23 protein-coding genes and 1 tRNA gene are annotated in these 20455 nt (G+C 60.5%); 18 read left to right on the top strand and 6 right to left on the bottom strand.

The features are described 5' to 3' along the window. The first annotated feature begins 73 nt into the window (after positions 1 to 73). The 4 genes from M5C71_RS08420 to M5C71_RS08435 all read left to right on the top strand — a co-directional run bounded on the left by M5C71_RS08420 (position 74) and on the right by M5C71_RS08435 (position 3073). On the top strand, positions 74 to 1003 hold the full coding sequence (locus M5C71_RS08420) for an FAD-binding protein (RefSeq protein ID WP_248767617.1): 930 nt from the start codon (positions 74 to 76) through the stop codon (positions 1001 to 1003). A 69-nt stretch (positions 1004 to 1072) separates the two neighbouring features. Next, positions 1073 to 1894 (top strand): transporter substrate-binding domain-containing protein, encoded by an 822-nt coding sequence (locus M5C71_RS08425; RefSeq protein WP_103499498.1) that lies wholly within the window; start codon positions 1073 to 1075, stop codon positions 1892 to 1894. 10 nt (positions 1895 to 1904) lie between these two features. Continuing rightward, positions 1905 to 2261: a DUF4398 domain-containing protein gene (locus M5C71_RS08430; RefSeq protein WP_248767618.1), complete on the top strand. Its 357-nt coding sequence runs from the start codon at positions 1905 to 1907 to the stop codon at positions 2259 to 2261. Further along, positions 2258 to 3073, top strand: a complete 816-nt coding sequence (locus M5C71_RS08435; protein ID WP_103499496.1) for an OmpA family protein — start codon at positions 2258 to 2260, stop codon at positions 3071 to 3073. Before M5C71_RS08430 ends, M5C71_RS08435 begins: the two co-directional genes overlap by 4 nt. Before the next feature lie 187 nt (positions 3074 to 3260). Here M5C71_RS08435 and M5C71_RS08440 read toward each other — a convergent pair whose 3' ends face one another. Further along, positions 3261 to 4139, bottom strand: a complete 879-nt coding sequence (locus M5C71_RS08440) for a helix-turn-helix transcriptional regulator (protein WP_103499495.1) — start codon at positions 4137 to 4139, stop codon at positions 3261 to 3263. 108 nt (positions 4140 to 4247) lie between these two features. Between M5C71_RS08440 and M5C71_RS08445 the strand changes: the two genes are divergently transcribed. The 11 genes from M5C71_RS08445 (at position 4248) to M5C71_RS08495 (ending at position 13797) form a co-directional block, all read left to right on the top strand. Continuing rightward, entirely contained in the window at positions 4248 to 5096 is an 849-nt protein-coding gene (locus tag M5C71_RS08445) for an SDR family NAD(P)-dependent oxidoreductase (protein WP_177101636.1), read from the top strand. A 76-nt stretch (positions 5097 to 5172) separates the two neighbouring features. Further along, entirely contained in the window at positions 5173 to 5892 is a 720-nt protein-coding gene (locus M5C71_RS08450; RefSeq protein WP_103499493.1) for an SDR family oxidoreductase, read from the top strand. A 328-nt stretch (positions 5893 to 6220) separates the two neighbouring features. Then, the gene (locus tag M5C71_RS08455) at positions 6221 to 7663 is read left to right on the top strand and encodes a PLP-dependent aminotransferase family protein (RefSeq protein ID WP_100940706.1); all 1443 of its coding nucleotides are present in this window, start codon (positions 6221 to 6223) and stop codon (positions 7661 to 7663) included. 103 nt (positions 7664 to 7766) lie between these two features. Next, on the top strand, positions 7767 to 8282 hold the full coding sequence (locus tag M5C71_RS08460) for a hypothetical protein (RefSeq protein WP_103499492.1): 516 nt from the start codon (positions 7767 to 7769) through the stop codon (positions 8280 to 8282). 149 nt (positions 8283 to 8431) lie between these two features. After that, a complete protein-coding gene (locus tag M5C71_RS08465; protein ID WP_103499491.1) occupies positions 8432 to 8686 on the top strand; it encodes a YkgJ family cysteine cluster protein in 255 nt (84 codons plus the stop codon). A 43-nt stretch (positions 8687 to 8729) separates the two neighbouring features. Then, positions 8730 to 9335, top strand: coding sequence for an START domain-containing protein (locus tag M5C71_RS08470; RefSeq protein WP_103499490.1), 606 nt, complete (start codon positions 8730 to 8732; stop codon positions 9333 to 9335). Between the two features lie 220 nt (positions 9336 to 9555). Further along, positions 9556 to 9792, top strand: a complete 237-nt coding sequence (locus M5C71_RS08475) for a hypothetical protein (protein ID WP_247263424.1) — start codon at positions 9556 to 9558, stop codon at positions 9790 to 9792. 200 nt (positions 9793 to 9992) lie between these two features. Beyond that, positions 9993 to 10331: a ribonuclease E inhibitor RraB gene (locus M5C71_RS08480; RefSeq protein ID WP_100940701.1), complete on the top strand. Its 339-nt coding sequence runs from the start codon at positions 9993 to 9995 to the stop codon at positions 10329 to 10331. 285 nt (positions 10332 to 10616) lie between these two features. Then, on the top strand, positions 10617 to 12026 hold the full coding sequence (locus M5C71_RS08485) for a circularly permuted type 2 ATP-grasp protein (RefSeq protein WP_103499488.1): 1410 nt from the start codon (positions 10617 to 10619) through the stop codon (positions 12024 to 12026). Between the two features lie 11 nt (positions 12027 to 12037). Further along, complete coding sequence (locus M5C71_RS08490; protein WP_100940699.1) at positions 12038 to 12988, top strand: alpha-E domain-containing protein; 951 nt, start codon at positions 12038 to 12040, stop codon at positions 12986 to 12988. Next, complete coding sequence (locus M5C71_RS08495) at positions 12985 to 13797, top strand: transglutaminase family protein (RefSeq protein ID WP_103499487.1); 813 nt, start codon at positions 12985 to 12987, stop codon at positions 13795 to 13797. Before M5C71_RS08490 ends, M5C71_RS08495 begins: the two co-directional genes overlap by 4 nt. Before the next feature lie 4 nt (positions 13798 to 13801). Here M5C71_RS08495 and M5C71_RS08500 read toward each other — a convergent pair whose 3' ends face one another. Then, entirely contained in the window at positions 13802 to 14602 is an 801-nt protein-coding gene (locus tag M5C71_RS08500) for a cytochrome c (RefSeq protein ID WP_177101633.1), read from the bottom strand. After that, positions 14599 to 15063, bottom strand: coding sequence for a rhodanese-like domain-containing protein (locus tag M5C71_RS08505; protein ID WP_103499485.1), 465 nt, complete (start codon positions 15061 to 15063; stop codon positions 14599 to 14601). The genes M5C71_RS08500 and M5C71_RS08505 overlap by 4 nt, the downstream gene beginning before the upstream one ends. A gap of 628 nt (positions 15064 to 15691) precedes the next feature. Here M5C71_RS08505 and M5C71_RS08510 point away from each other — a divergent pair. After that, positions 15692 to 16420, top strand: coding sequence for an amidotransferase (locus M5C71_RS08510; protein WP_103499484.1), 729 nt, complete (start codon positions 15692 to 15694; stop codon positions 16418 to 16420). A 61-nt stretch (positions 16421 to 16481) separates the two neighbouring features. On the opposite strand, the gene M5C71_RS08515 is transcribed toward M5C71_RS08510, so the two are convergent. The 3 genes from M5C71_RS08515 to M5C71_RS08525 all read right to left on the bottom strand — a co-directional run bounded on the left by M5C71_RS08515 (position 16482) and on the right by M5C71_RS08525 (position 19358). Continuing rightward, a complete protein-coding gene (locus M5C71_RS08515; RefSeq protein ID WP_103499483.1) occupies positions 16482 to 17453 on the bottom strand; it encodes a magnesium and cobalt transport protein CorA in 972 nt (323 codons plus the stop codon). Between the two features lie 69 nt (positions 17454 to 17522). Further along, on the bottom strand, positions 17523 to 18260 hold the full coding sequence (locus M5C71_RS08520; protein ID WP_248767619.1) for a 1-acylglycerol-3-phosphate O-acyltransferase: 738 nt from the start codon (positions 18258 to 18260) through the stop codon (positions 17523 to 17525). Between the two features lie 408 nt (positions 18261 to 18668). Beyond that, complete coding sequence (locus tag M5C71_RS08525) at positions 18669 to 19358, bottom strand: crotonase/enoyl-CoA hydratase family protein (RefSeq protein WP_248745679.1); 690 nt, start codon at positions 19356 to 19358, stop codon at positions 18669 to 18671. A gap of 319 nt (positions 19359 to 19677) precedes the next feature. Here M5C71_RS08525 and M5C71_RS08530 point away from each other — a divergent pair. Further along, a tRNA-Ser gene (locus M5C71_RS08530) sits at positions 19678 to 19767 on the top strand. Between the two features lie 480 nt (positions 19768 to 20247). Then, a complete protein-coding gene (locus M5C71_RS08535; protein ID WP_349294012.1) occupies positions 20248 to 20439 on the top strand; it encodes a type II toxin-antitoxin system mRNA interferase toxin, RelE/StbE family in 192 nt (63 codons plus the stop codon). The last annotated feature ends 16 nt before the right edge of the window (positions 20440 to 20455 follow it).

Genomic DNA, 20455 nt, shown 5'->3' on the forward strand with positions numbered 1-20455 from the left:
GCGCGGGTATCAAGGTCAAGTCGGTTGCAGAACTGGTCGAGAAACTGAAAAACGAAGCGAAGGTAATCTGATCATGACTATCTTGGTAATCGCCGAACACGACAACAAGGTCGTGGCTCCGGCCACCCTGAACACCGTGGCGGCTGCCGCGAAAATCGGTGGCGATATTCACCTGCTGGTTGCAGGCCAGGGCGTGGGTGCCGTGGCTGAAGCTGCCGCGAAAATCGCTGGCGTGTCGAAAGTGCTGGTGGCCGACAACGCCGCCTACGCCCATCAACTGCCGGAAAACGTCGCTCCGCTGGTTGTCGAGTTGGGCAAGGGCTACAGCCACATCCTGGCTGCTGCCACTTCCAACGGCAAAAACATCCTGCCACGGGTTGCCGCGCAGCTGGACGTCGACCAGATCTCCGAGATCATCTCGGTGGAAAGCGCTGACACCTTCAAGCGTCCGATCTATGCCGGTAACGCCATTGCCACCGTGCAATCGAACGCCGCCGTCAAGGTCATCACCGTGCGTGCTACCGGTTTCGACCCGGTTGCCGCTGAAGGCGGTTCGGCCGCGGTTGAAGCCGTCGCCGCGGCTCATGATGCAGGCAAATCGTCGTTCGTCGGCGAAGAGCTGGCCAAGTCCGATCGTCCTGAACTGACCGCTGCCAAGATCGTCGTTTCCGGCGGTCGTGGCATGCAGAACGGTGACAACTTCAAGCACCTGTACGCCCTGGCCGACAAGCTCGGTGCTGCGGTGGGGGCTTCCCGCGCCGCCGTCGACGCCGGTTTCGTGCCGAACGACATGCAGGTCGGCCAGACCGGCAAGATCGTCGCGCCGCAGCTGTACATCGCCGTCGGTATCTCCGGCGCGATCCAGCATTTGGCCGGTATGAAGGACTCCAAGGTGATCGTCGCGATCAACAAGGACGAAGACGCACCGATCTTCCAGGTCGCCGATTACGGCCTGGTGGCGGACCTGTTCGAAGCCGTACCCGAGTTCGAGAAGCTGGTCTGATCCAGCGGCTTGGCTTATAAAAGAACCCGGCCTTTTGGCCGGGTTTTTTTTGCAAGGGAGATTCACTTCATGGACAGGCTTCGCGCCGTTGCGCTGTCACTGCTGCTGGGCTTGCCCGTATTGGCCCCGCAGGCCCAGGCACTGGGCAAATGCGAGCGCCTGATCGTCACCGGCAGCCCGGATTCGCCGCCGTACCTGTGGCGCGATCCGCAGGACCCGGTGCACCTGATCGGCGCCAGTGCCGATCTGCTGCGCCAGGTGGCGGGGGAGTTGGGACTCAAGGTCGAGGTGCTTTACGGCGGCAAACGTGCCCAGGCCCAGGAAGAGGTGCGCAGTGGGCGTATGGATCTGCTGGTGGATGCGCCCATCGCCCTCGATGAGCTGGATTCGCTGGACTACGTCCACCCGGCGCTGGTGCGCAACGACTTCCTGGTCTGGACCCGCAAGGATTCGCCGCTGCTCTACAGCAGCGCCGAGGACTTGCGCGGGCACACCGGGGCGATCTCGGAAAAGGCCCGGCTGACCCAGCCGTTCAGCACTTTCAGCAAGGAGCGCCTGACCCTCCAACGTACGCCGGCCTTGACCCCGGCTTTCCATAAGCTGCTGCTGGGCGAGGTCGACTACGTGCTGGCCGGGCGTTATGCCGGCATGGTCACGACCCAGGCCCTGGGCATGGCCAACGACCTCAAGGCCTATCCGCAACCGGTCGACCAGCCCGGTCTGTTTCTCGCCGTTTCCCACAACTCGGCCTGCAATGATCCCTGGTTGCGCGGACAGTTGGCGAAAAAGATGACAGAATTGCCCGCCTCCGGCCTGACCGAAGCCGCGCTGCAGCGCAATCTGGAGCGTTGGAAGGCGCAGTTGCAACCGGTCAGCGCCCCAAAACCGTAGGGATTTTTTTGTGAGTATTCGACCTCTATTTGCGGCCCTGGCCGTGCTGGCGCTGGCGGGTTGTGCCACCGACCCGGCGCCGAACGAGCAGATGCGCCTGACCGAGCGCGCCATCGCGCAGGCCCATGCCGTCGGGGCCAACGCCAACGATGTCCCTGAGCTGAAAATGGCCGAGGACAAGTTCCGCCGGGCCAAGGCCAATATGCTCGAGGATGCTTTCCGTGGTGCCCGGCGCAAGTCTGAACAGGCCGAGCTGGATGCACGCCTGGCCGAAGCCAAGGTCCTGACCGAGAAGAGCCAGGAGCAGGTCACGCTGCTCAACACCCGCATCACGCGCCTGAACAAGCAGCTGGAGGCGGCTCAATGATCTATTCGAGCGCAAGGGTGGGCGGCCTGTTGTTGCTGGCCTGTGTCGGCTTGTACGGTTGCGCCGGCCAGAACGACAGCGAGGCGGCCTTGCAGGCGGCGTCGGCGAGCTTCCAGAAGGTCAAGGAAGATGCCAATGTGCTGCGTTACGCGCCCAAGGACGTGATCCGTGCCGGTGAATCCCTGTCCCGGGCCGAGCGCCTGTCCGGCTATCTGGGCAGCGCCGGTGACGTCGAGCACTACGCCTACCTGAGTGAGCGCTACGCCGACATTGCCCGTGAACACACCGAAACCGCGTTGAACCAGGAGCGGGCGGCCAAGCTGGAACTGGAGCGTCAGCGCCTGCAACTGGCGTTGCGCGAAAGCAAATTGCTCAGCGTGCAGCAGCAGGGCAAGTGGGTCGAAGAGCAGATCGCCAGCCTGACCAGTAACCAGAAGGATCGCGGCCTGGTGATGACCCTCGGCGATGTGCTGTTCGACACCGGTGAGGCGGAGTTGAAGAATTCGGCCAACCGCACGGTGCTCAAGTTGGTGCAGTTTCTCCAGCTCAACCCACGGCGCGTTGTGCGTATCGAGGGTTATACCGACAGCACCGGCGATGCCGACGGCAACCTGAAACTGTCCCGCGAGCGCGCGCAGTCGGTGGCCGATATGCTGGTGGACCTGGGGATCGACGAGAAGCGCATCCAGGTTGAAGGTTATGGCGACCAGTACCCGGTGGATGTGAACGCCACCGAGCGTGGACGGGCGCAGAATCGTCGGGTCGAGATTGTCTTTTCCGATGAGAAAGGCCAGCTGGGCGCGGCGCGCTGACGGCGGGACGCTTCCCCCGAAAACCCGGCGTCCACAAAAACGCCGGGTTTTTTATTGTGCGCCAGGCATGGCGCGTTGCGCGCAAGCGCAACCCGCTTGGCTGTGGTGGCCTCGCTGGTGGCTTGGAGGCGAACGTCCTCTACACGCCCGGCAAGGGGAAGTGTTAGCCAGAGGCAAGGGGCATTGGCTACTCAACCCTTGCATTCCTATTGCTCCGAGATGGCGTCTGAAGCAAGTCAGCCAGTTTCACGGCCGTCTTCGCCTCGTCGAGTGGCGTGTACACGATGAGTTTCATGTCTGGCTGATCGGAAACGACCAGGCTGGTGTATTCAAACGTCATGCGACCGCCCACCGGGTGCTTGATGCGCTTGTGTCCGGTAAAGGGCCGCTGCACGTCGTGCCTGGGCCACCAGTCTCGGAACTCGCGGCTGGCTTTCATCAGCGTGGCAATCAACCGCTCGAACTCGGGATCGCCGGCATAACGGGCACTGTCGGCACGGAACATGGCCAGCGCCGCCGGTGCGAGTTTGTCCCAATCGACCAGCAAACGACGGTGCGCCCCGTTGGCAAAGACGAGATGCATGATGTTGCGCTCGTCGCCTTGAAGCTTGCCATAGTCGCCAAACAGTACCTCGGCCGCACGGTTCCAGGCGAGCACGTCCCAGCGACGGCCCAATACATAGGCAGGTTGCCCCGTCAGGCTATCGAGCATCCGTCGCAACGGCTCCTCGACCCGTTCGGGACCTGTCAAGGCGGCCTCCGGCGGCGGCCGGTTGTTCAGGACGAAAAGATGCCTCCGTTCGGCGGGATCGAGCTTGAGCGCGTCGGCAAGTGCCGATAGCACTTCAACCGAGGGATGCACATCACGTCCCTGTTCGAGCCACGTATACCAAGTGGTTCCTACGCCCGCGAGCAATGCAACCTCTTCGCGCCGCAGCCCTGGTGTTCGCCGGCGGAATCCTTCAGCCAGCCCGACGTTGGCAGGCGTCAGCTTTTCGCGGCGGGAACGCAGGAAGGCTCCGAACTCGCGGCGACGAATTTCAGAGGTGGTCGGAAGATCGCTCATCTCCTCAGCATAGCAGTATCGATACCATGATAGGTCGGGAACTGTTTGTGGTATCGGGATCGGGGAACAATGCCAGCAACGCTATTAAGTTCAATAGAGGTTGGCAGCATGGAGCTAAAAGAAAAGACGATATTGATTACAGGATCTACGGATGGCGTCGGGCGTCGGGTTGCCCAACGGCTCGCAAAGTCAGGTGCGACCGTATTGATCCATGGCCGCGACCGATTGCGGGCCGAGGGTCTGCTGACAGAGATCCGCAATTTAGGCGGCAGCGGAACTTTCTATCCGGCCGATTTTTCTTCGCGATCACAGGTGCGTGCACTGGCAGAAGCCATTCAACGTGACCATGGCCGTCTTGACGTACTTATCAACAATGCTGGAATCGGCGTTGGCGGTCCCGGTTCGTCGCGGGAGGTAAGTCGGGATGGCTACGAGTTGCGTTTTGCCGTGAACTATCTTTCCGGCTTCTTGCTAACGCGCCTTCTACTGCCGCTTTTGCAAAAGAGCCAACCCGCCAGAATCGTCAATGTTGCATCGGTGGGCCAGCAGTCCATCGATTTCGCCGACATCATGCTGACGAATGGCTACAGCGGTGCGCGAGCCTACTGCCAGAGCAAGCTCGCGCAGATCATGTTCACCTTCGATCTTGCCCGTGAACTGGACGGATCTGGGGTCGCGGCAAACAGCCTGCATCCGGCGACCTACATGGATACCGCCATGGTGCGCAAAGACGGTATCGCACCGATCAGCACCGTTGACGAAGGGGCCAATGCAATCCTCCATCTTGCTGTTGCCGGCGAGACGGAAGGAGTGAGCGGTCTGTATTTCGCTGGACTTCAGCCACGACGGGCCAACCCACAAGCCTATGACGCTGCCGCGCGTGAGCGCCTGCGGTCGATCAGTCTCGAACTTGTCGGCTTGCCGAAAGCCCATCCCGGCACATCAAGCGGCGCATAACGACTTCAGTCAGGCAACCGGTCTGACCCACCGTCGTCACGCATTTCATCTCTCAACCATTAGAAAAGGAAAAATCATGTCAATTCAACAACACACAGTCATCATCGGAGGATCGACCGGTATTGGTTTTGCGACCGCTCGCCAGCTTCTTGCCCTGGGCCACAAAGTCACGATCACAGGCCGTACCGAACAGCGATTGCAAGTGGCGAAGACTGAATTGGGCGGTGATCTTACCGTCCTCGTTCTTGATGCCGCTGACACGGGCAGCCTAGCCGATGCCTTCGCGGGCATCGGCGCATTCGATCACCTCGTACTGTCGCTTGGTAGCGGCAAAGGGGCCGGACCATTCGCATCTGTCAGCCTCGACGAAGTGCGGCAAGGTTTCGAGGAAAAGGTTTTCCCTCACTTTGCCACGGCACAGGCTGCGCTCCCCTCGTTGCGCAAGGACGGCAGTATCACCTTCATCTCGGCGGTGACCGCTCAGTCCGCCATGCCTGGGACAGCCGGGATCGGCGCAGCTAACGCAGCGGTTGCCGCACTGGTCCCTATCCTCGCCGCGGAGTTGCGTCCTCTGCGGGTCAATGGAGTTTCTCCTGGTGTGATCGACACGCCCTGGTGGGATTTCCTGACGGACGAGCAGAAAGCTCCCGTTTTTGCCGACTATGCCGCCAAGACGCCCGTCGGGCGCGTGGGGCAACCGCAAGACGTTGGGCAGGCCATCGCTTTCCTCATCTCCAATAGTTTCATCAGCGGGGACATCATCACTTGTGATGGTGGGTTGCGCTTAGGCAGCTAACGCATGCGGCCCGGACGCTAGCGTCGCGCTTCATCACGCTAGCACAGGGGCTGGCATTTCAGGTGCAGAGCAGGGGTCAGCAGTTCGCGCGGCGTACCCGGGGCAGTACGCCGCAATCGTAAGCGGTAATCAGATTTACCAGGACGAGCACCCGCGTTGGCAGAACACGTTCAATGGCTTGCAGACCGCAATGCAGATGCCCGTACAGTTTTACTTCTCTTGTCACTGTATTGTCGACTATTGTAGAAACTGTGCCAGTACACTTTTGAACTGTTCCGGTATCGTTGCTTCCAAGAATAAAAATGCCGTTGAAACCGAGTGCCGCTTCATGACCAACCTATTGCTCTACCAACGTATTGCGCAGCAGCTCGCCGAGGATATCCGGCGGGGCGTCTATCAGCCGGGTGAGCGGGTGCCGTCGGTGCGCAAGATGAGCTCGCAGCTCAATGTCAGCCACGCCACGGTGCTGCAGGCCTATGCCAACCTGGAAGACCAGGGGCTGATCCGCGCGCGTCCGCAATCGGGCTACTACGTCCACCAGACCCCGGCCCTGACCGCGCCTACGCCGGACATCGCCCGGGTCGAGCGACCAGGGCTGGTCACCCGCAGCAGCATCATCCAGCAGGTGCTGGTCGAGTCCCGTCGTGAAGGGGTGTTTCCCTTCGGTGCGGCGGTGCCGTCGGTGGATTACCTGCCGGTGCGCGCCCTGCACCAGCAATTGGCCAAGGTCACGCGCTTCCACAGCCCGCGGGCCTTCAGCTATATGTTCAGTCCCGGTTTCGAACCCTTGCGCCGCCAGGTGGCGATTCGCATGCGCGATGCCGGGGTGGTGATCGACCCTTCGGAAGTGGTGATCACCCACGGTTGTGTGGACGCCCTGCAAATGTCGTTGCGGGTGCTGACCCGGCCGGGCGACCTGATCGCCGCCGAATCGCCGACCTATTACGGCCTGCTGCAGCTGGCCGATCTGCTGGGCCTGAAAGTCATCGAGATTCCCAGCGACCCGTCCACCGGCATGAGCCTGGAGGCCCTGCAACTGGCGGCCAACCAATGGTCGATCAAGGCCCTGGTCCTGACTACCCGCCTGAGCAATCCATTGGGTGGGACCATGCCGGAAGAGCGGCAGAAACAGTTGCTGCGCCTGGCCTCGGACTTCGATATCCAGATCGTCGAAGACGATATCTATGGCGAACTGATGTTCGAAGTCGGCCGGACCAAGGCCCTCAAGGCCTATGACCGACTGGACCGGGTGATCTACTGTTCGAGCTTTTCCAAGACCCTGTCCCCTGGCGTGCGCATCGGCTGGATGATCGCCGGCAAGTTCCAGCAGGAAATCCAGCGCTTGCAGACCTTCAGTACCCACTCGGCGTGCAGCGTGACGCAGATGGCGGTGGCGGCCTACCTGGAGAACGGCGGCTATGACCGACACCTGCGTTATATCCGCCAGGAGTACCGGAAGAACCTGAGTGCCTTCCAATTGGCGGTGCAGCAGTTCTTCCCGGAAGGGACGCAGATGACCCGGCCCACCGGCGGCTTCATTCTGTGGGTCAGCCTGCCCGGACGGGTCAACACCCAGGAGTTGCATGTGCGGGCGCTGCAGCAGGGCATCAGTATCGCCCCGGGGTTGATCTTCAGTAACACCGAGCAATTCAACCACTGTATCCGGCTCAACTGCGGGATCCCCTGGAACCGCGAGGCCGAACGGGCATTGATGACCCTCGGCATGCTGGCCAGCCAGCTGTGCCAGGAGACCGCGGCGGGGCTTTTGTAACGGGATGGCTACAGGAATGGACGGCCCTGGATGATCGCCTGCTTGTCAGGAGGCGTTCAACAGGCGAGCATATGCGCCCTCTGTCGTCCACGTCGTAGAGCCTATGAAAGCGACTTTTTCCATTCGTTTGCTGTTGATGATCCTGCTGACAGGCATGGGCGCCGGGGGGGCTGTGACGGCGCAGGCCCAGGCCAGCAGCGTGCCCGCGACGACGGAGAAGCCGCTCGGGACCCCGGCCAGCAGCGTCAAGCTGGTGAAGAAAAAGCCGCTGCCGAGTAAACGGGCAACAACCCGGAAGGCTCAGCCGGGCAAGGCCAAGCGACGTGCACCGATTGCCGCCAAGGCCGTGCCGGCCAGTGACGCGCTGAACACCAAGCTGCCACCGGCCCAGCTGGATCTGAGTCTGCCCCAGGAGATGGTCAAGCGTCTTGAACCGGTGGGCGCAGTGCCGTTGTCGAAAAGTCGGCCGTTGTTACCGCAGCTATTCGAAAAAACGCCTGAACAGACACCTTTCCAGCTCAACGGGCGCTTGCTCAAGAATGAGATGGACCTGCAGCTGCGTAACGAAAACCGCAAGGAAGTCGACGGTGCGGCCCTGGATTTTGAATTCAAACAGTAAAACGGCCTCTCCCTGCACAACGTTTCGTCGGTGACTGCCCGGTCATGGGGCTTATCGGTGAAAAACAATTATGCGATCAATTTTAAACAGCCGTTTTAGCGGTTACTCTGTCTTCCACACACCGTTTCCCTTGTCAGGAGCTTGTCGTCATGAAGTGCCGTGAGGGCTGTGGCGCTTGTTGCATCGCCCCTTCCATCAGTACACCGATTCCGGGTATGCCCAACGGCAAGCCGGCGGGAGAACGTTGCGTGCAACTCTCGGTCGAAGGTCTGTGCGGCCTGTTTGGCAAGCCTGAACGGCCCTCTGTGTGCGGGGCTTTCCAGGCCGATCCCGAGGTGTGCGGTAGCAGCAGTGAAGAGGCTATCCGCTTGATCGGCTGGTGGGAGCAAATGACAGCGGCTTAAGGTGTGTTCAATGACCGGAACTTCAACAATAAGGAATAAAACAATGAGTTCGCTGCATCGAATGGCTGTGGTTTGTGGTTTGACTGTCTTGTTGAGCGGTACTGCCTACGCGGAAAACTGGGAAACGGCCAAGGATCAGGACGGCATCAAGGTTTCCCTGAGTGAAGTGGCCAACTCCCAGTACAAGGCCTACCGTGGCGTGACCCTGATCAAGGCGCCCGTGGCGAAGATCCAGGCGCTGCAGGAAGACGTGGTCGGCGCCTGTGCCTGGATTCACGAGTGCAAGTCGCAGAAGCTGCTGAAGAAGGACGGTGACCTGAGCTGGACCTACACCCAGTTCAAGGCACCGTTCCCGGTCACCGATCGTGACTCGATCTTGCAGATCACCACCACCAAGGGCGCTGACGGCAGCCTGACCCGCACGCTCAAGGAAGTGCCGACCTACCTGCCGGAAGAGAAAGGTTATGTCCGTGTCGCCCAGGTCGAAGGCTTCTGGAAGCTGGTGCCCAAGGACGGCGGCATGACCGAAGTGACCTACCAGGTGCATACCGAGCCGGGCGGCAGCGTGCCATCGTGGCTGGCCAACAAGTTTGTGGTCGATGCGCCGTTCAATACCCTCAAGGCCCTGAAGGAACGCGCGGAGAAGTGAGGGGCTGAAACCTTGTCGGAATATTCACGGACCTTGTGAACCTGGCTTGTCGGCGAAGTTTTTAGTGGTCTTGAGGGCCTCTTCGCGGGCAAGCCCTGCTCCTACAAGGTTATGCAGTGTTTTCCAGGGCTTGTGCGGCTCAAAGCAGGTTGAACGATCTCCTGTGCCCCACAGTCCAGATGTTATAAGCCCATCCATGGGCTTTACCGAGGAGGCACCGATGAGCAAGTGGGCAGTTACCTTCGTCGACGATCATGGCGTGCAGGACACCGAACAGTTCGAATGCGCCAGCCAACCGGACCTGGAACAGGCCGCGCGATTGATTCGCGCCAAGCTGTTGCCGGTTCCTGCCACACTGGACCTCAATGACCTGGAAGGCCGTGCCCCGGACCCGACAGTCAAAAGCCTGAAGGATCAGAACAGCATCGAGATCCTCAGTATCACGCCTTTACCCTGACCGCGTTTTTTCCTCTGCATTCCCTCTGGCAGAGGCGATGTCATCGCGCTACTCTGCAAGGGAGATCAGCGAATGATTCGCTATAGGTCTGGTCTTGTCAGCTACATGCTTGTTTCCCGTTTGTCGTATCGCCAGCGCCGTTCGGTGCCTGGTTCGGGAGTACGGAAAGTCTATCCAACGCTTGCTGAGGAGGACGTTTCATGAGCACAGCCTATCAAGAAGACATCAGCAGCAACGTGCTGCGCCGCATGAAAGAAGGCGGTTTTGATTTCGCACGCATCCATCCCATCGAGTTCTATGCCGTTTTCCCGGACGAGGAGCGGGCGCGCAGGGCGGCAGGCAAGTTTCGCGGTGAATCCTTGAATGCCCAGGTCAGTGTCCGCGACGACGGCGCCTGGTACCTGGAACTGAGCAAGGTGATGTACGCCACCTATGGCGGTATCGGTGACTTCGAGCAGAACTTCGGGGCGGTGGTCGAGCCCCTGGGCGGTACGATCGAAGGGTGGGGCGTCAAGCACCCGGTGCGGGCACTCAATTGAGTGCACTTCTTCTTTCAACCAGCAACGGCTGACCCAAGGGTTGGCCGTTTTTGTTTATCACGCACAAAAAAGGACCGCCCGCGCAGGCGGACAAACTCTGACTATGCTGGTGGATAGGCAAAGCCTGCTTCGCAATGAGGCGCTGCTGATTACATTGGGGCGTTTACTGCACAGTGATGGTGCGGCGCAAGTTGGATGATTATCCAACCTGTTGATATTAAAGCGTTTATGCCGATGGCACGGGCCTTGCGAAGGCTCTTGTGACCGGGTGACAAGGAGCACGGCATGATCCGCACCTATTTTGACGAGATGTACGATGCCGGCGGACAGGTCCGCCCGCATTACCGGGAATTTGCTCGTTGGCTGGCCGACACTCCCGAGGAGTTGTTGGCACAACGGCGACGTGAGGCCGATCTGCTGTTTCATCGCGCCGGGATTACTTTCACCCTCTATGGAGACGAGCAAGGCACTGAACGGCTGATTCCGTTCGACACCATTCCCCGCAGCATTCCCGCCAGTGAATGGCGTGTCGTGGAACGCGGCTGCATCCAGCGGGTCAAGGCGCTGAACATGTTTCTCGCCGACCTCTACCACGAACAACGAATCATCAAGGCCGGGATCATCCCCGCCGAACAGGTGCTGGCCAACGAGCAGTACCAACTGGCCATGCAGGGCCTGAACCTACACCGCGATATCTACTCGCATATTTCCGGGGTCGACCTGGTTCGTGATGGCGACGGCAGCTACTACGTTCTCGAAGACAACCTGCGCACTCCCAGCGGCGTGAGCTACATGCTCGAAGACCGCAAGATGATGATGCGCCTGTTCCCCGAGCTGTTCGCCGCCCAACGCATCGCGCCCATCGACCATTACCCCAACCTGTTGCTCGACACACTGAAAAGCTCCAGTCCCCTGGACAACCCGAGCGTGGTGGTACTGACGCCCGGGCGCTTCAACAGTGCGTTCTTCGAGCACGCGTTCCTGGCCCGGGAAATGGGCGTGGAACTGGTGGAAGGGGCCGACCTGTTCGTGCGTGACGACAAGGTCTTCATGCGCACCACCGACGGCCCGAAACAGGTGGATGTGATCTATCGCCGCCTCGACGACGCTTTCCTCGATCCGTTGGCCTTCAACCCCGATTCGATGCTCGGTGTGCCGGGCCTGCTGTCGTCCTACCGGTCCGGCAATGTGGTGCTGGCCAATGCCATCGGCACCGGGGTGGCGGACGACAAGTCGGTGTACCCATTCGTTACCGATATGATCCGTTTCTACCTGGACGAAGAGCCGATTCTGAAGAACGTGCCGACCTGGCAATGTCGCAAGCCCGAGGAACTCTCCCACGTGCTGGCGCATCTACCTGAATTGGTGGTCAAGGAAACCCAGGGCTCGGGCGGCTACGGCATGCTGGTGGGGCCGGCGGCGAGCGCCGCGGAAATCGAGAATTTCCGTGCCCGGCTCAAGGCCAAGCCCCATGCCTATATCGCCCAGCCGACGTTGTCCTTGTCGACCTGCCCGACCTTTGTCGAGAGCGGCATTGCCCCGCGCCATATCGATCTGCGTCCATTTGTCCTCTCCGGTCGCGAGACCCGCGTGGTGCCGGGCGGGCTGACCCGCGTCGCACTGCGCGAAGGCTCCCTGGTGGTGAACTCGTCCCAGGGCGGCGGCACCAAGGACACTTGGGTGGTCGAGGATTAAGGAAGCCTGACATGCTAAGTAGAACTGCCTCGGATTTGTATTGGATGTCGCGTTATCTGGAGCGCGTGGAAAACCTCGCGCGGATGCTCGACGTGAGTTATTCGTTGTCGCTGATGCCGCAGGACGGTCGGGGTGACGGCCTGCATGAAATGGCCATGCCGTTGTTGATCACCGGTACCCTGGACGATTACCTGGAGCGCCATGGCGAGCTGCATGCCGACCGGCTGCTGCACTTCTTCGCCCTGGACGCGGCCAACCCGGCGAGCATCTTCAGCTGCCTGCGGGCGGCACGGGCCAGTGCCCATGCGGTACGTGGGCGGATTACCGCGGACATGTGGGAAAACATCAACGCCACCTGGCTGGAGATTCGCGGCATTGCCGACCAGGGCCTGGGGCGTTATGGCATGAGTCGTTTCTGCGAGTGGATCAAGGAGCGTTCCCACCTGTTCCGTGGGGCGTCCTACGGCACCATCATGCGTAACGATGCCTTCCGTTTCATTCGCCTGGGTACCTTTATCGAACGGGCCGACAACACCCTGCGCCTGCTGGATGCCCGCTATGACATGGCCGGCGACCAGGCTGACGCGGTCAGCGACGGCACGGCCCACGCCTATTACCAGTGGAGTGCGTTGCTGCGGGCCTTGTCGTCGTTCGAGGCCTACACTGAGATCTACCGTGACGCCCCGGGCGCGCGGCAGGTCGCCGAACTGCTGTTGTTGCGTGCCGATGTGCCGCGCTCATTGCGCGCCTGCACCGAAGAAATCGACCAGATCCTCGCCAGCCTGCCGGGCATCAACGGCCGGCCGGCCCAGCGCCTGGCCGCCGAGATGGACGCGCGACTGCGCTACACCGGTATCGATGAAATCCTCGATGAAGGCCTGCACACCTGGCTGATCGAGTTCATTCCCCTGGTTGCCGAACTGGGCAACGCCATCCACAGTTCCTACCTGGAGGCTGCATGAGACTTTCCATTAGCCACGAGACCACCTATCACTACGAGGATCAGGTTCGGGCGAGCATCCAGTATTTGCGTCTGACCCCCCACGACAGCGAGCGCCAGCACGTGCTCAGCTGGCAACTGACCTTGCCGCGTCCGGTGCGGGCGCAGCTCGATCCGTTCGGCAATATCCTCCACGTGCTGACCCTCGACGAGCCCCATGAAGCCATTATCATCGGCGCCCGGGGCCAGGTGGATATCGACGAGCAGCGCGAGGCCGAACACGAGAGCCAGTCGGCCTTGCCGTTCTTGCGCATGACCCGTTTGACGGAGCCGGACGATGCCCTGCGCGGCTTCGCCGACAAGCAATGCCGCAAGCGGCGTGATCGCAGCGCGCTGATCGACCTGATGCAGGCGCTGAACCAGCACATGACCTACACGCCGGGTGCCACCGAAGTCGACACCAGCGCCGCCCAGGCCTTTGCCCGGCGCGCCGGGGTGTGCCAGGACCATACCCACGCGTTCCTGGCGTGCGCACGCAGCCTGGGGATTCCGGCGCGGTATGTGTCGGGGTATCTGTACAGCGAGAACAGCGAGCACCTGGCCAGTCACGCCTGGGCCGAAGCCTGGCTGGACGACGCCTGGTACAGCTTCGATGTGACCAATCAGTTGTCCCGGCCCGAGCGCCATCTGAAACTGGCGGTGGGCCTGGACTACCTTGATGCCTGTCCGGTCCGTGGCATGCGCCGGGGCGGCGGCTGTGAGCAGATGCACGCCAAGGTGCTGGTGTCACCGACGCCGGTGTTGCCGGTCCTGTCGGTGCAGCAGCAATAACGTCTTAGAGCGGCTGTTTGCGCTTGGCCATATGTTTCAAGTACGCCACCAACTGATCCAGTTCGCCGTCCGGCAGCACCGCCGGGGCGAACGCGGGCATTTTCGCCTGTGGCCAGTGCCGCAGGCTCTGCGGGTCGCGGATATAGCGTTTGAGGTAGCCCGCGGCGAAATATTCGGTGGGGTTGTAGGGCACGTTCAGGTCCGGTCCGACTTGTGCGTCTCCGGCGCCGTTGAGTCGATGGCAGGCCATGCAGTTTTTCTGGAACAGGGCAAAGCCCTTGTTCACCGGATCATTGGCCGCCAGCTTCGGGTCCGGACGCAGGGCCGGGAAACGTTCGGCCACCGGGGCCAGGCGTTGGATACTGGCCATCTGGTAGGGCCATTGCTCGGGACTGATATGGCCGGCCTGCGGGTCTGTCCAGACCAGGTAAAACGGCCCGGCACTCGGTTTGCCGTCAGCCAGTGGCGGCCATGGCTGAGCCGGATCCTCCACCGCCAGCCAGGCTTGGGCGCCTTGGCGGTTCAACAGTGGGGCGGCGCCCATCTCGGCGGCAAAACCATCCAGCGCCACCGCCTGTAGATGATCGTCGGCCTTGATGCCTTGCAGCAATGTTGCCATCGGCACGGCGCGATAGGTCATATCGCGCTTGTAGGAGACATCATCCTTGACGGTGATGGTCTGGGCCTGGCCCAGCAGTTCCTCGGTTTGCCAGGTCCGGCTGCCGGTGCCTTGGGGCAGTTCCAGTTGCGCGGCGTAAAGGGCAGGGCAGAACAGCAGGGAGGTGAGCAGTATCAGCGGTTTCATTCGGCAGGAGGACCTGATGGTGCGGCCTCGTCGGCCGTGTTGTCGTCGTTTTCGAAGACCCAGCTCGGGGTGTCTTCGACATGGTCGAAGATCGCGTCGCGCAATTCTTCGTAATTACCGCCGTTGACGATGCCGAGGTAGCCATGCTTGATCAGCGTGTCTTCGGCATCGAGGGCGTGCTGGTTGGTGTCGCTATAGATGACCACCGTGGCGCTGGGATCGAACACCACCTGGCGCAATTGGTAGGCCAGGCCCTCGGCGTTGTTGCCGGTGCCGTCCTCCAGGGCCAGGTCGACTTGCAGCGAGTTGTGCACATTGCCGGCGGCGAAATCGGCGTTATTACGCAGATCGAGAATCAGCGCACCGTCGCGGATTTCGTCCACCGCGCGATTCACATCGATGATGCCGGCCTGGGCGGAAAAGCTGATGAGCAGCGCGGTAATGATGATCCAGTAGCGCATGAGTCACCCTCCATCGAGTCATGGCTCAAGATTGGCACACAAAACCGCACTTCGGTAGTGAACCCGTAAGGTCGGTGCGGGGTTGCCGGGAAACACGCCACAGAGCGTCTAGCCGATCACTTTGGTGAGGTTCGGCAGGATCAATAGTAATGTGGTGGCGATGACGATGAGACCGGCTTGACGGATTTTCGAATGTTTGAACATGGCGGACTGCCTTTTGTTGTTATTCCTGACGACGACTACTGACAACAATGTTAAAGGTGACGTAGGCGATGCCCCGGCAAAACCCGACGGCCATCGCTACAGGCTTAACCTTAGAGCCCGCGTCACACTTGGCTTAGAACCATTTCGTATCATTAGATCAGGAAGTCTTTTTAAAAAGGCATGAGGCATATCGCCAGCCGGCTAGCGGGCCTTTTGCTAGACACGTGCAAGGGTGAAAAGCGACTGTCCCTTAGCAGACTACCGTTCGTCCGAGTGTGAGGGGCACGGCCGTTCGGCCTCCCTTTCGTCGGTTTGCCGGCAAGCTGAACCGGAGCTTGCGAGCGCGCGTTCTGTGCTTGCCTTGAAAGCAGGTTTCAAGGCAGGCTCGGGTTTCATTCTTTATCTTTTTGTGTCAGGTATTTTTATGTCGTTACGCATCTGCATTCTGGAAACCGATGTCCTGCGCCCGGAACTGGTCGATCAATATCAGGGCTACGGGCAGATGTTCGAGCGCCTGTTCTCCCGGCAACCGATCGCGGCCGAGTTCAGTATTTACAATGTGATGCAGGGCAACTACCCGAGTGACGAGCTGAGTTTCGACGCGTACCTGGTGACCGGCAGCAAGGCCGACTCCTTCGGCAGCGATCCGTGGATCCAGACCCTCAAGGTTTACCTGCTCAACCGCTACGAGCGTGGTGACAAGCTGCTGGGCATCTGCTTCGGTCATCAATTGCTGGCGCTGCTGCTGGGCGGCAAGACCGAGCGGGCGACCCAGGGCTGGGGCGTGGGCATCCATCAATACAAGATGGCCGCCAAGGCGCCGTGGATGAGCCCGGTGCGCGAAGAACTGACCTTGTTGATCAGCCACCAGGACCAGGTCACCGCACTGCCGGAAAATGCCACGGTGATTGCCTCCAGCGATTTCTGCCCGTTTGCCGCGTACCACATCAACGACCAGGTGCTGTGCTTCCAGGGGCATCCGGAATTTATCCACGACTACTCCCGGGCGCTGCTGGAGATCCGCCAGGAGTTTCTTGGCGAGCAGATCTACTCCAACGGCGTGGCGAGCCTGGTGCACGAGCACCACGGCACCACTGTTGCAGAATGGATGATGCGTTTTGTGGCGCATAAGCCAGAGGCGGCATCGGCCTGAATCGGTGAGGGCGTCGACGGGTGCCTTCAGGGGCCTGGGCGGCGCCATCAGCGGCGTTGAGTTATAGCCAGCCGGATCTCTTGAAGCTGGCCCATAACGTCACGCAGCCTACCGAGATAAACCCCAGAACGGCAAAGTAGCCGTAGTGCCAGCTCAATTCCGGCATATTCTGGAAGTTCATCCCGTAGATCCCGGCCACTGCCGTCGGAAACGCCAGGATCGCCGCCCAGGCGGCGAACTTGCGCTGCACCACGCTCTGGCGCGCCGCCTCCAGCAGCACGCCGATCTCGATGGTCTGGCTGGCGATATCGCGCAGCGTCGCCAGGTCTTCCATCTGGCGGGTGACATGGATCTGCACGTCGCGGAAATACGGGCGCATGTTCTTGTCGATGAACGGGAAGTCCAGGCGCGACACCTCCTCGCTGATCTCCACCATCGGCGCGACGTAGCGGCGCAGGCGCAGCACGTCCCGGCGCAGATGATGGATGCGCTGGATATCGCCTTCGTTCAGGGCGCTGCCGAGCACATTCTTTTCCAGCTCGTCGATCTCGGCGTGGATGGCTTCGCTGACGGGCTGATAGCTCTCGGTGACGAAGTCGAGCAGGGCATACAGCACAAAGTCCTCGCCGTGCTCCAGCAGCAGCGGCCGTGCTTCGCAGCGTTGCCGGACGTGGGCGTAGGATTTGGAGTGGCCGTTGCGGCAAGTGATGATGTAGCCGTTGCCGGCAAAGATGTGGGTTTCGATGAACTCCAGCTTGCCTTCATGGCGCACCGGCGAATAGGTGACGATAAACAGTGCATCGCCGAAGCTTTCAAGCTTGGGTCGGCTGTGTTTTTCCAGGGCGTCTTCAATGGCCAGTTCGTGGAGATTGAACTGCTTTTGCAGGTTGGCCAGTTCCTGGGCGTTGGGCTCTTCGAGGCCGATCCAGACAAAGTGGTCGGGCTTGGCCGCCCAGGCACTGCCTTCATCGAGTGTGATATCCCGGACTTTCCTGCCGGCACTGTAAACCGCCGAGGCAACGACTCTACCCATAGTGCTGATCACTTCTTCTTTTTTGAGGGAGGGGCGGGGTGCAGCTTATCCCGCCGTGCCTGATCAGAGTCAGCAAACGCGTGGGAGTTCGGGGAAAAGTTGTCGATCCATGGCTTCGATGCAGGCGCGCATCTGTTCCCGGCATTCGGCGATCAGCATGGGCATATCGTCCAGCGTCAGCCCGGCGGTGGGAATCGCCGGCAGCGAGCGGATCAGGATCTTGCCGCTGCGCCAGCGGTTCAGGCGCATGTGCTTGATATAGCTGCTGACACACACCGGCACGATCGGCACGCCGGCGGCAATGGCCATCTGGAACGCGCCTTTCTTGAACGGCAGCAGTTCTTCGCCCAGGTTGCGCGTGCCTTCCGGGAAGACCCAGATCGAGGTGTCCTTGTGCTGCAAGGTTTCGGTGGTGGTCAGCATGGAACGCCGGGCTTTGTGGGCGTTGCCGCGGTCTATCAGCACATTGCCGGCCAGCCAGAACAGCTGGCCGAACAGGGGGACCCACTTCAGGCTTTTCTTGCCGATGCACACGGTGCGGCGGGGGACCACATTGCCGAAGACGAACAGGTCATAGTTGGATTGATGATTGGCGACGATCACACAGTTGTGGGGGTTGTCCGTCAAGGCGCTGACCTCGGCCTTGACCCGCAGGCGCAGGATGCACATCGCAGGCAAGGCATAGAGGCGGGCACACAGCCGGCTGTTGTCCGGATTGAAGGGGCGACACAGCCCGAGCAATACACCGAGCACCCCGGCCAGCACAAAATGCAGTCCCATCAACAACATACGCAGCAAAAACAACATCTACAGGTCCCGCCCGGACAAAAGGTGGCGCAGTGTACGGATGTGCACTGTTTTCGGCAATTGCCGTCTGTAGCCGGGAGATGGCGATGTTTTAGCGCATGTTTCCGCTTGCTGGCGACAGGTGCGGGCTAGAGCGGTTGCGAGGTTGTGCCTTGCAAAACGGGGAGTCGCTCCAGAGATACCTCGCCCGAACACACATGCTGGATACAACCACAATCCTGTAGGAGCAGGGCTTGCCCGCGAAGCTTTTGGCGGCCTTGAAGGCCTCTTCGCTGGCAAGCCAGGCTCCTACAGTTGGTCGTCATACACAAACTCTGCATACACCAAAAATCTGTAGGAGCAGAGCTTGCTCGCGAAGCTTTTGGCGGCCTTGAGCGTGCCTGTGCGCTGAAGGCCTACACCCGAGGCTTAGCCCATATGTTCCTGATCGAGAATGATCGCGTTATCCAGGGTTTCCAGCAGCGCTTTGCGCACTTTCAGCTTGGTGTTCTTGTGGGCGGTCATATTGATCTTCTTCAGCGCCTGGGCGGCGGCGAGTGCGGTGTCCTTCAGCGCATCGGCGGCTACCACCTTGTCGAGGAAGCCGGCATCCACGGCATCCTGCGGGTTGAACATCTCGCCATTGATCACCGAGCGATGGAACGCCGAACGACGCAGGCGATCGCGGGCCAGTTCGATCCCGGCGTGGTGCATGGTCATGCCGATCTGCACTTCATTCAGGCCGATGCTGAACGGCCCCTCGACGCCGATCCGGTAATCGGCCGAGAGCAGCAGGAAAGCCCCCTTGGCCACCGCGTGCCCCGGGCAGGCGACGATCACCGGGAAAGGGTGGGACAGCAGGCGACGGGCGAGGGTGGAACCGGCGGTCACCAGGCTCACGGCTTCCCTGGGACCGGCGGTCATCACTTTCAGGTCGTAGCCGCCGGACAGGATACCGGGCTGGCCGGTGATGATCACGATGGCGCGGTCGGCGGTGGCCTGGTCCAGGGCGGCGTTGAATGCGGCAATCACGTCCGGGGAAATGGCATTGACCTTGCCATTGCTCAAGGTCAGGGTCGCGATACCGTCGTCGAGGTGGTAAGAGATCAATTCACTCATGACGCAATTCCTTATATAGAAGTGGGGCAGACGTTACCCAGCCGCTGGGGTCAGGTAAAGCGCCGTGACTGACTGGTGAGTCAGCCTTTTCCACCCAAGGGCCGGGCTGAGGGCTACGGCGGGCCTGCCGGGGAGAGGATAGAACGCTGCGCGCCGGGCCGGAGATTGGCGGTTTTGCCCTGCTCCGCGGGCCGAGGGGCTGGGGGAGTGCGACTGATCGACTTAACCGCATGAAAATTCTGAAAAAAACCTTTGCCATCGGAAAAGCTTTCGACTACATTAGCGCGCCTCGACAGACTGAATAGGTTTGACGAGATACGGTGAAGTGTCCGAGTGGCTTAAGGAGCACGCCTGGAAAGTGTGTATACAGGAAACTGTATCGAGAGTTCGAATCTCTCCTTCACCGCCACATTCTGCAAACACAAACCCCTGATTTTCCTAGAGAAAGTCGGGGGTTTGTGGTTTTTGGTGTCTGAAAAAGGGCGATATGGGACAGATATGGGACTGGAGGGTGGTTTTCTCGCCTGGAAAGGGAAACCCGTTTTGGCCTTCCAGCTGGCTACCGAGGGCCTAGCAAACCCCTGTCAAATGGCCTGAAAAAGCTGAGTTAGTCTGGTTGCTCATTCAGATGCAGTCCTTGGAGGGCCTTGATATGGCATTACCAAACCTCAACGATTCGAAGCCGAAATTGCTCAATGACACCTCGTCCGCTTCACCTGGCAGTAAGCGGGTGTGGGTGCCTCGGCCCGATGGCACTTACGAGCTGGCCGATGTGCAGGAGGTGCCGCCAGGTGCCTTGGACTTCAGCCATTGGAACGGTATACCGCTGCGGAGAATGAATCACGGAAAGGAGTCCCCATCCGGCAGCTAAACTGGCCGGGCCCAGCGCATCCTTGATTTCATGGATGAGCGGATTGAGGGCAGAGGTGATCCTCGTAGTACCGGAAAAGCACTCACAGGCCCACTCGGCGGTCTGTGGTGTTATCGCGTCGGGGATTTTCGCTTGATCTGCGACATTCAGGGCAGGGCACTGCGAATCCTGGTTCTACAGCTTGGCAACCGCCGCGAGATGTACCGCTAATTTTAAAATTTAATAG

Source organism: Pseudomonas sp. MWU12-2345 (assembly GCF_023242385.1).
GTDB lineage: Bacteria > Pseudomonadota > Gammaproteobacteria > Pseudomonadales > Pseudomonadaceae > Aquipseudomonas > Aquipseudomonas gingeri_D.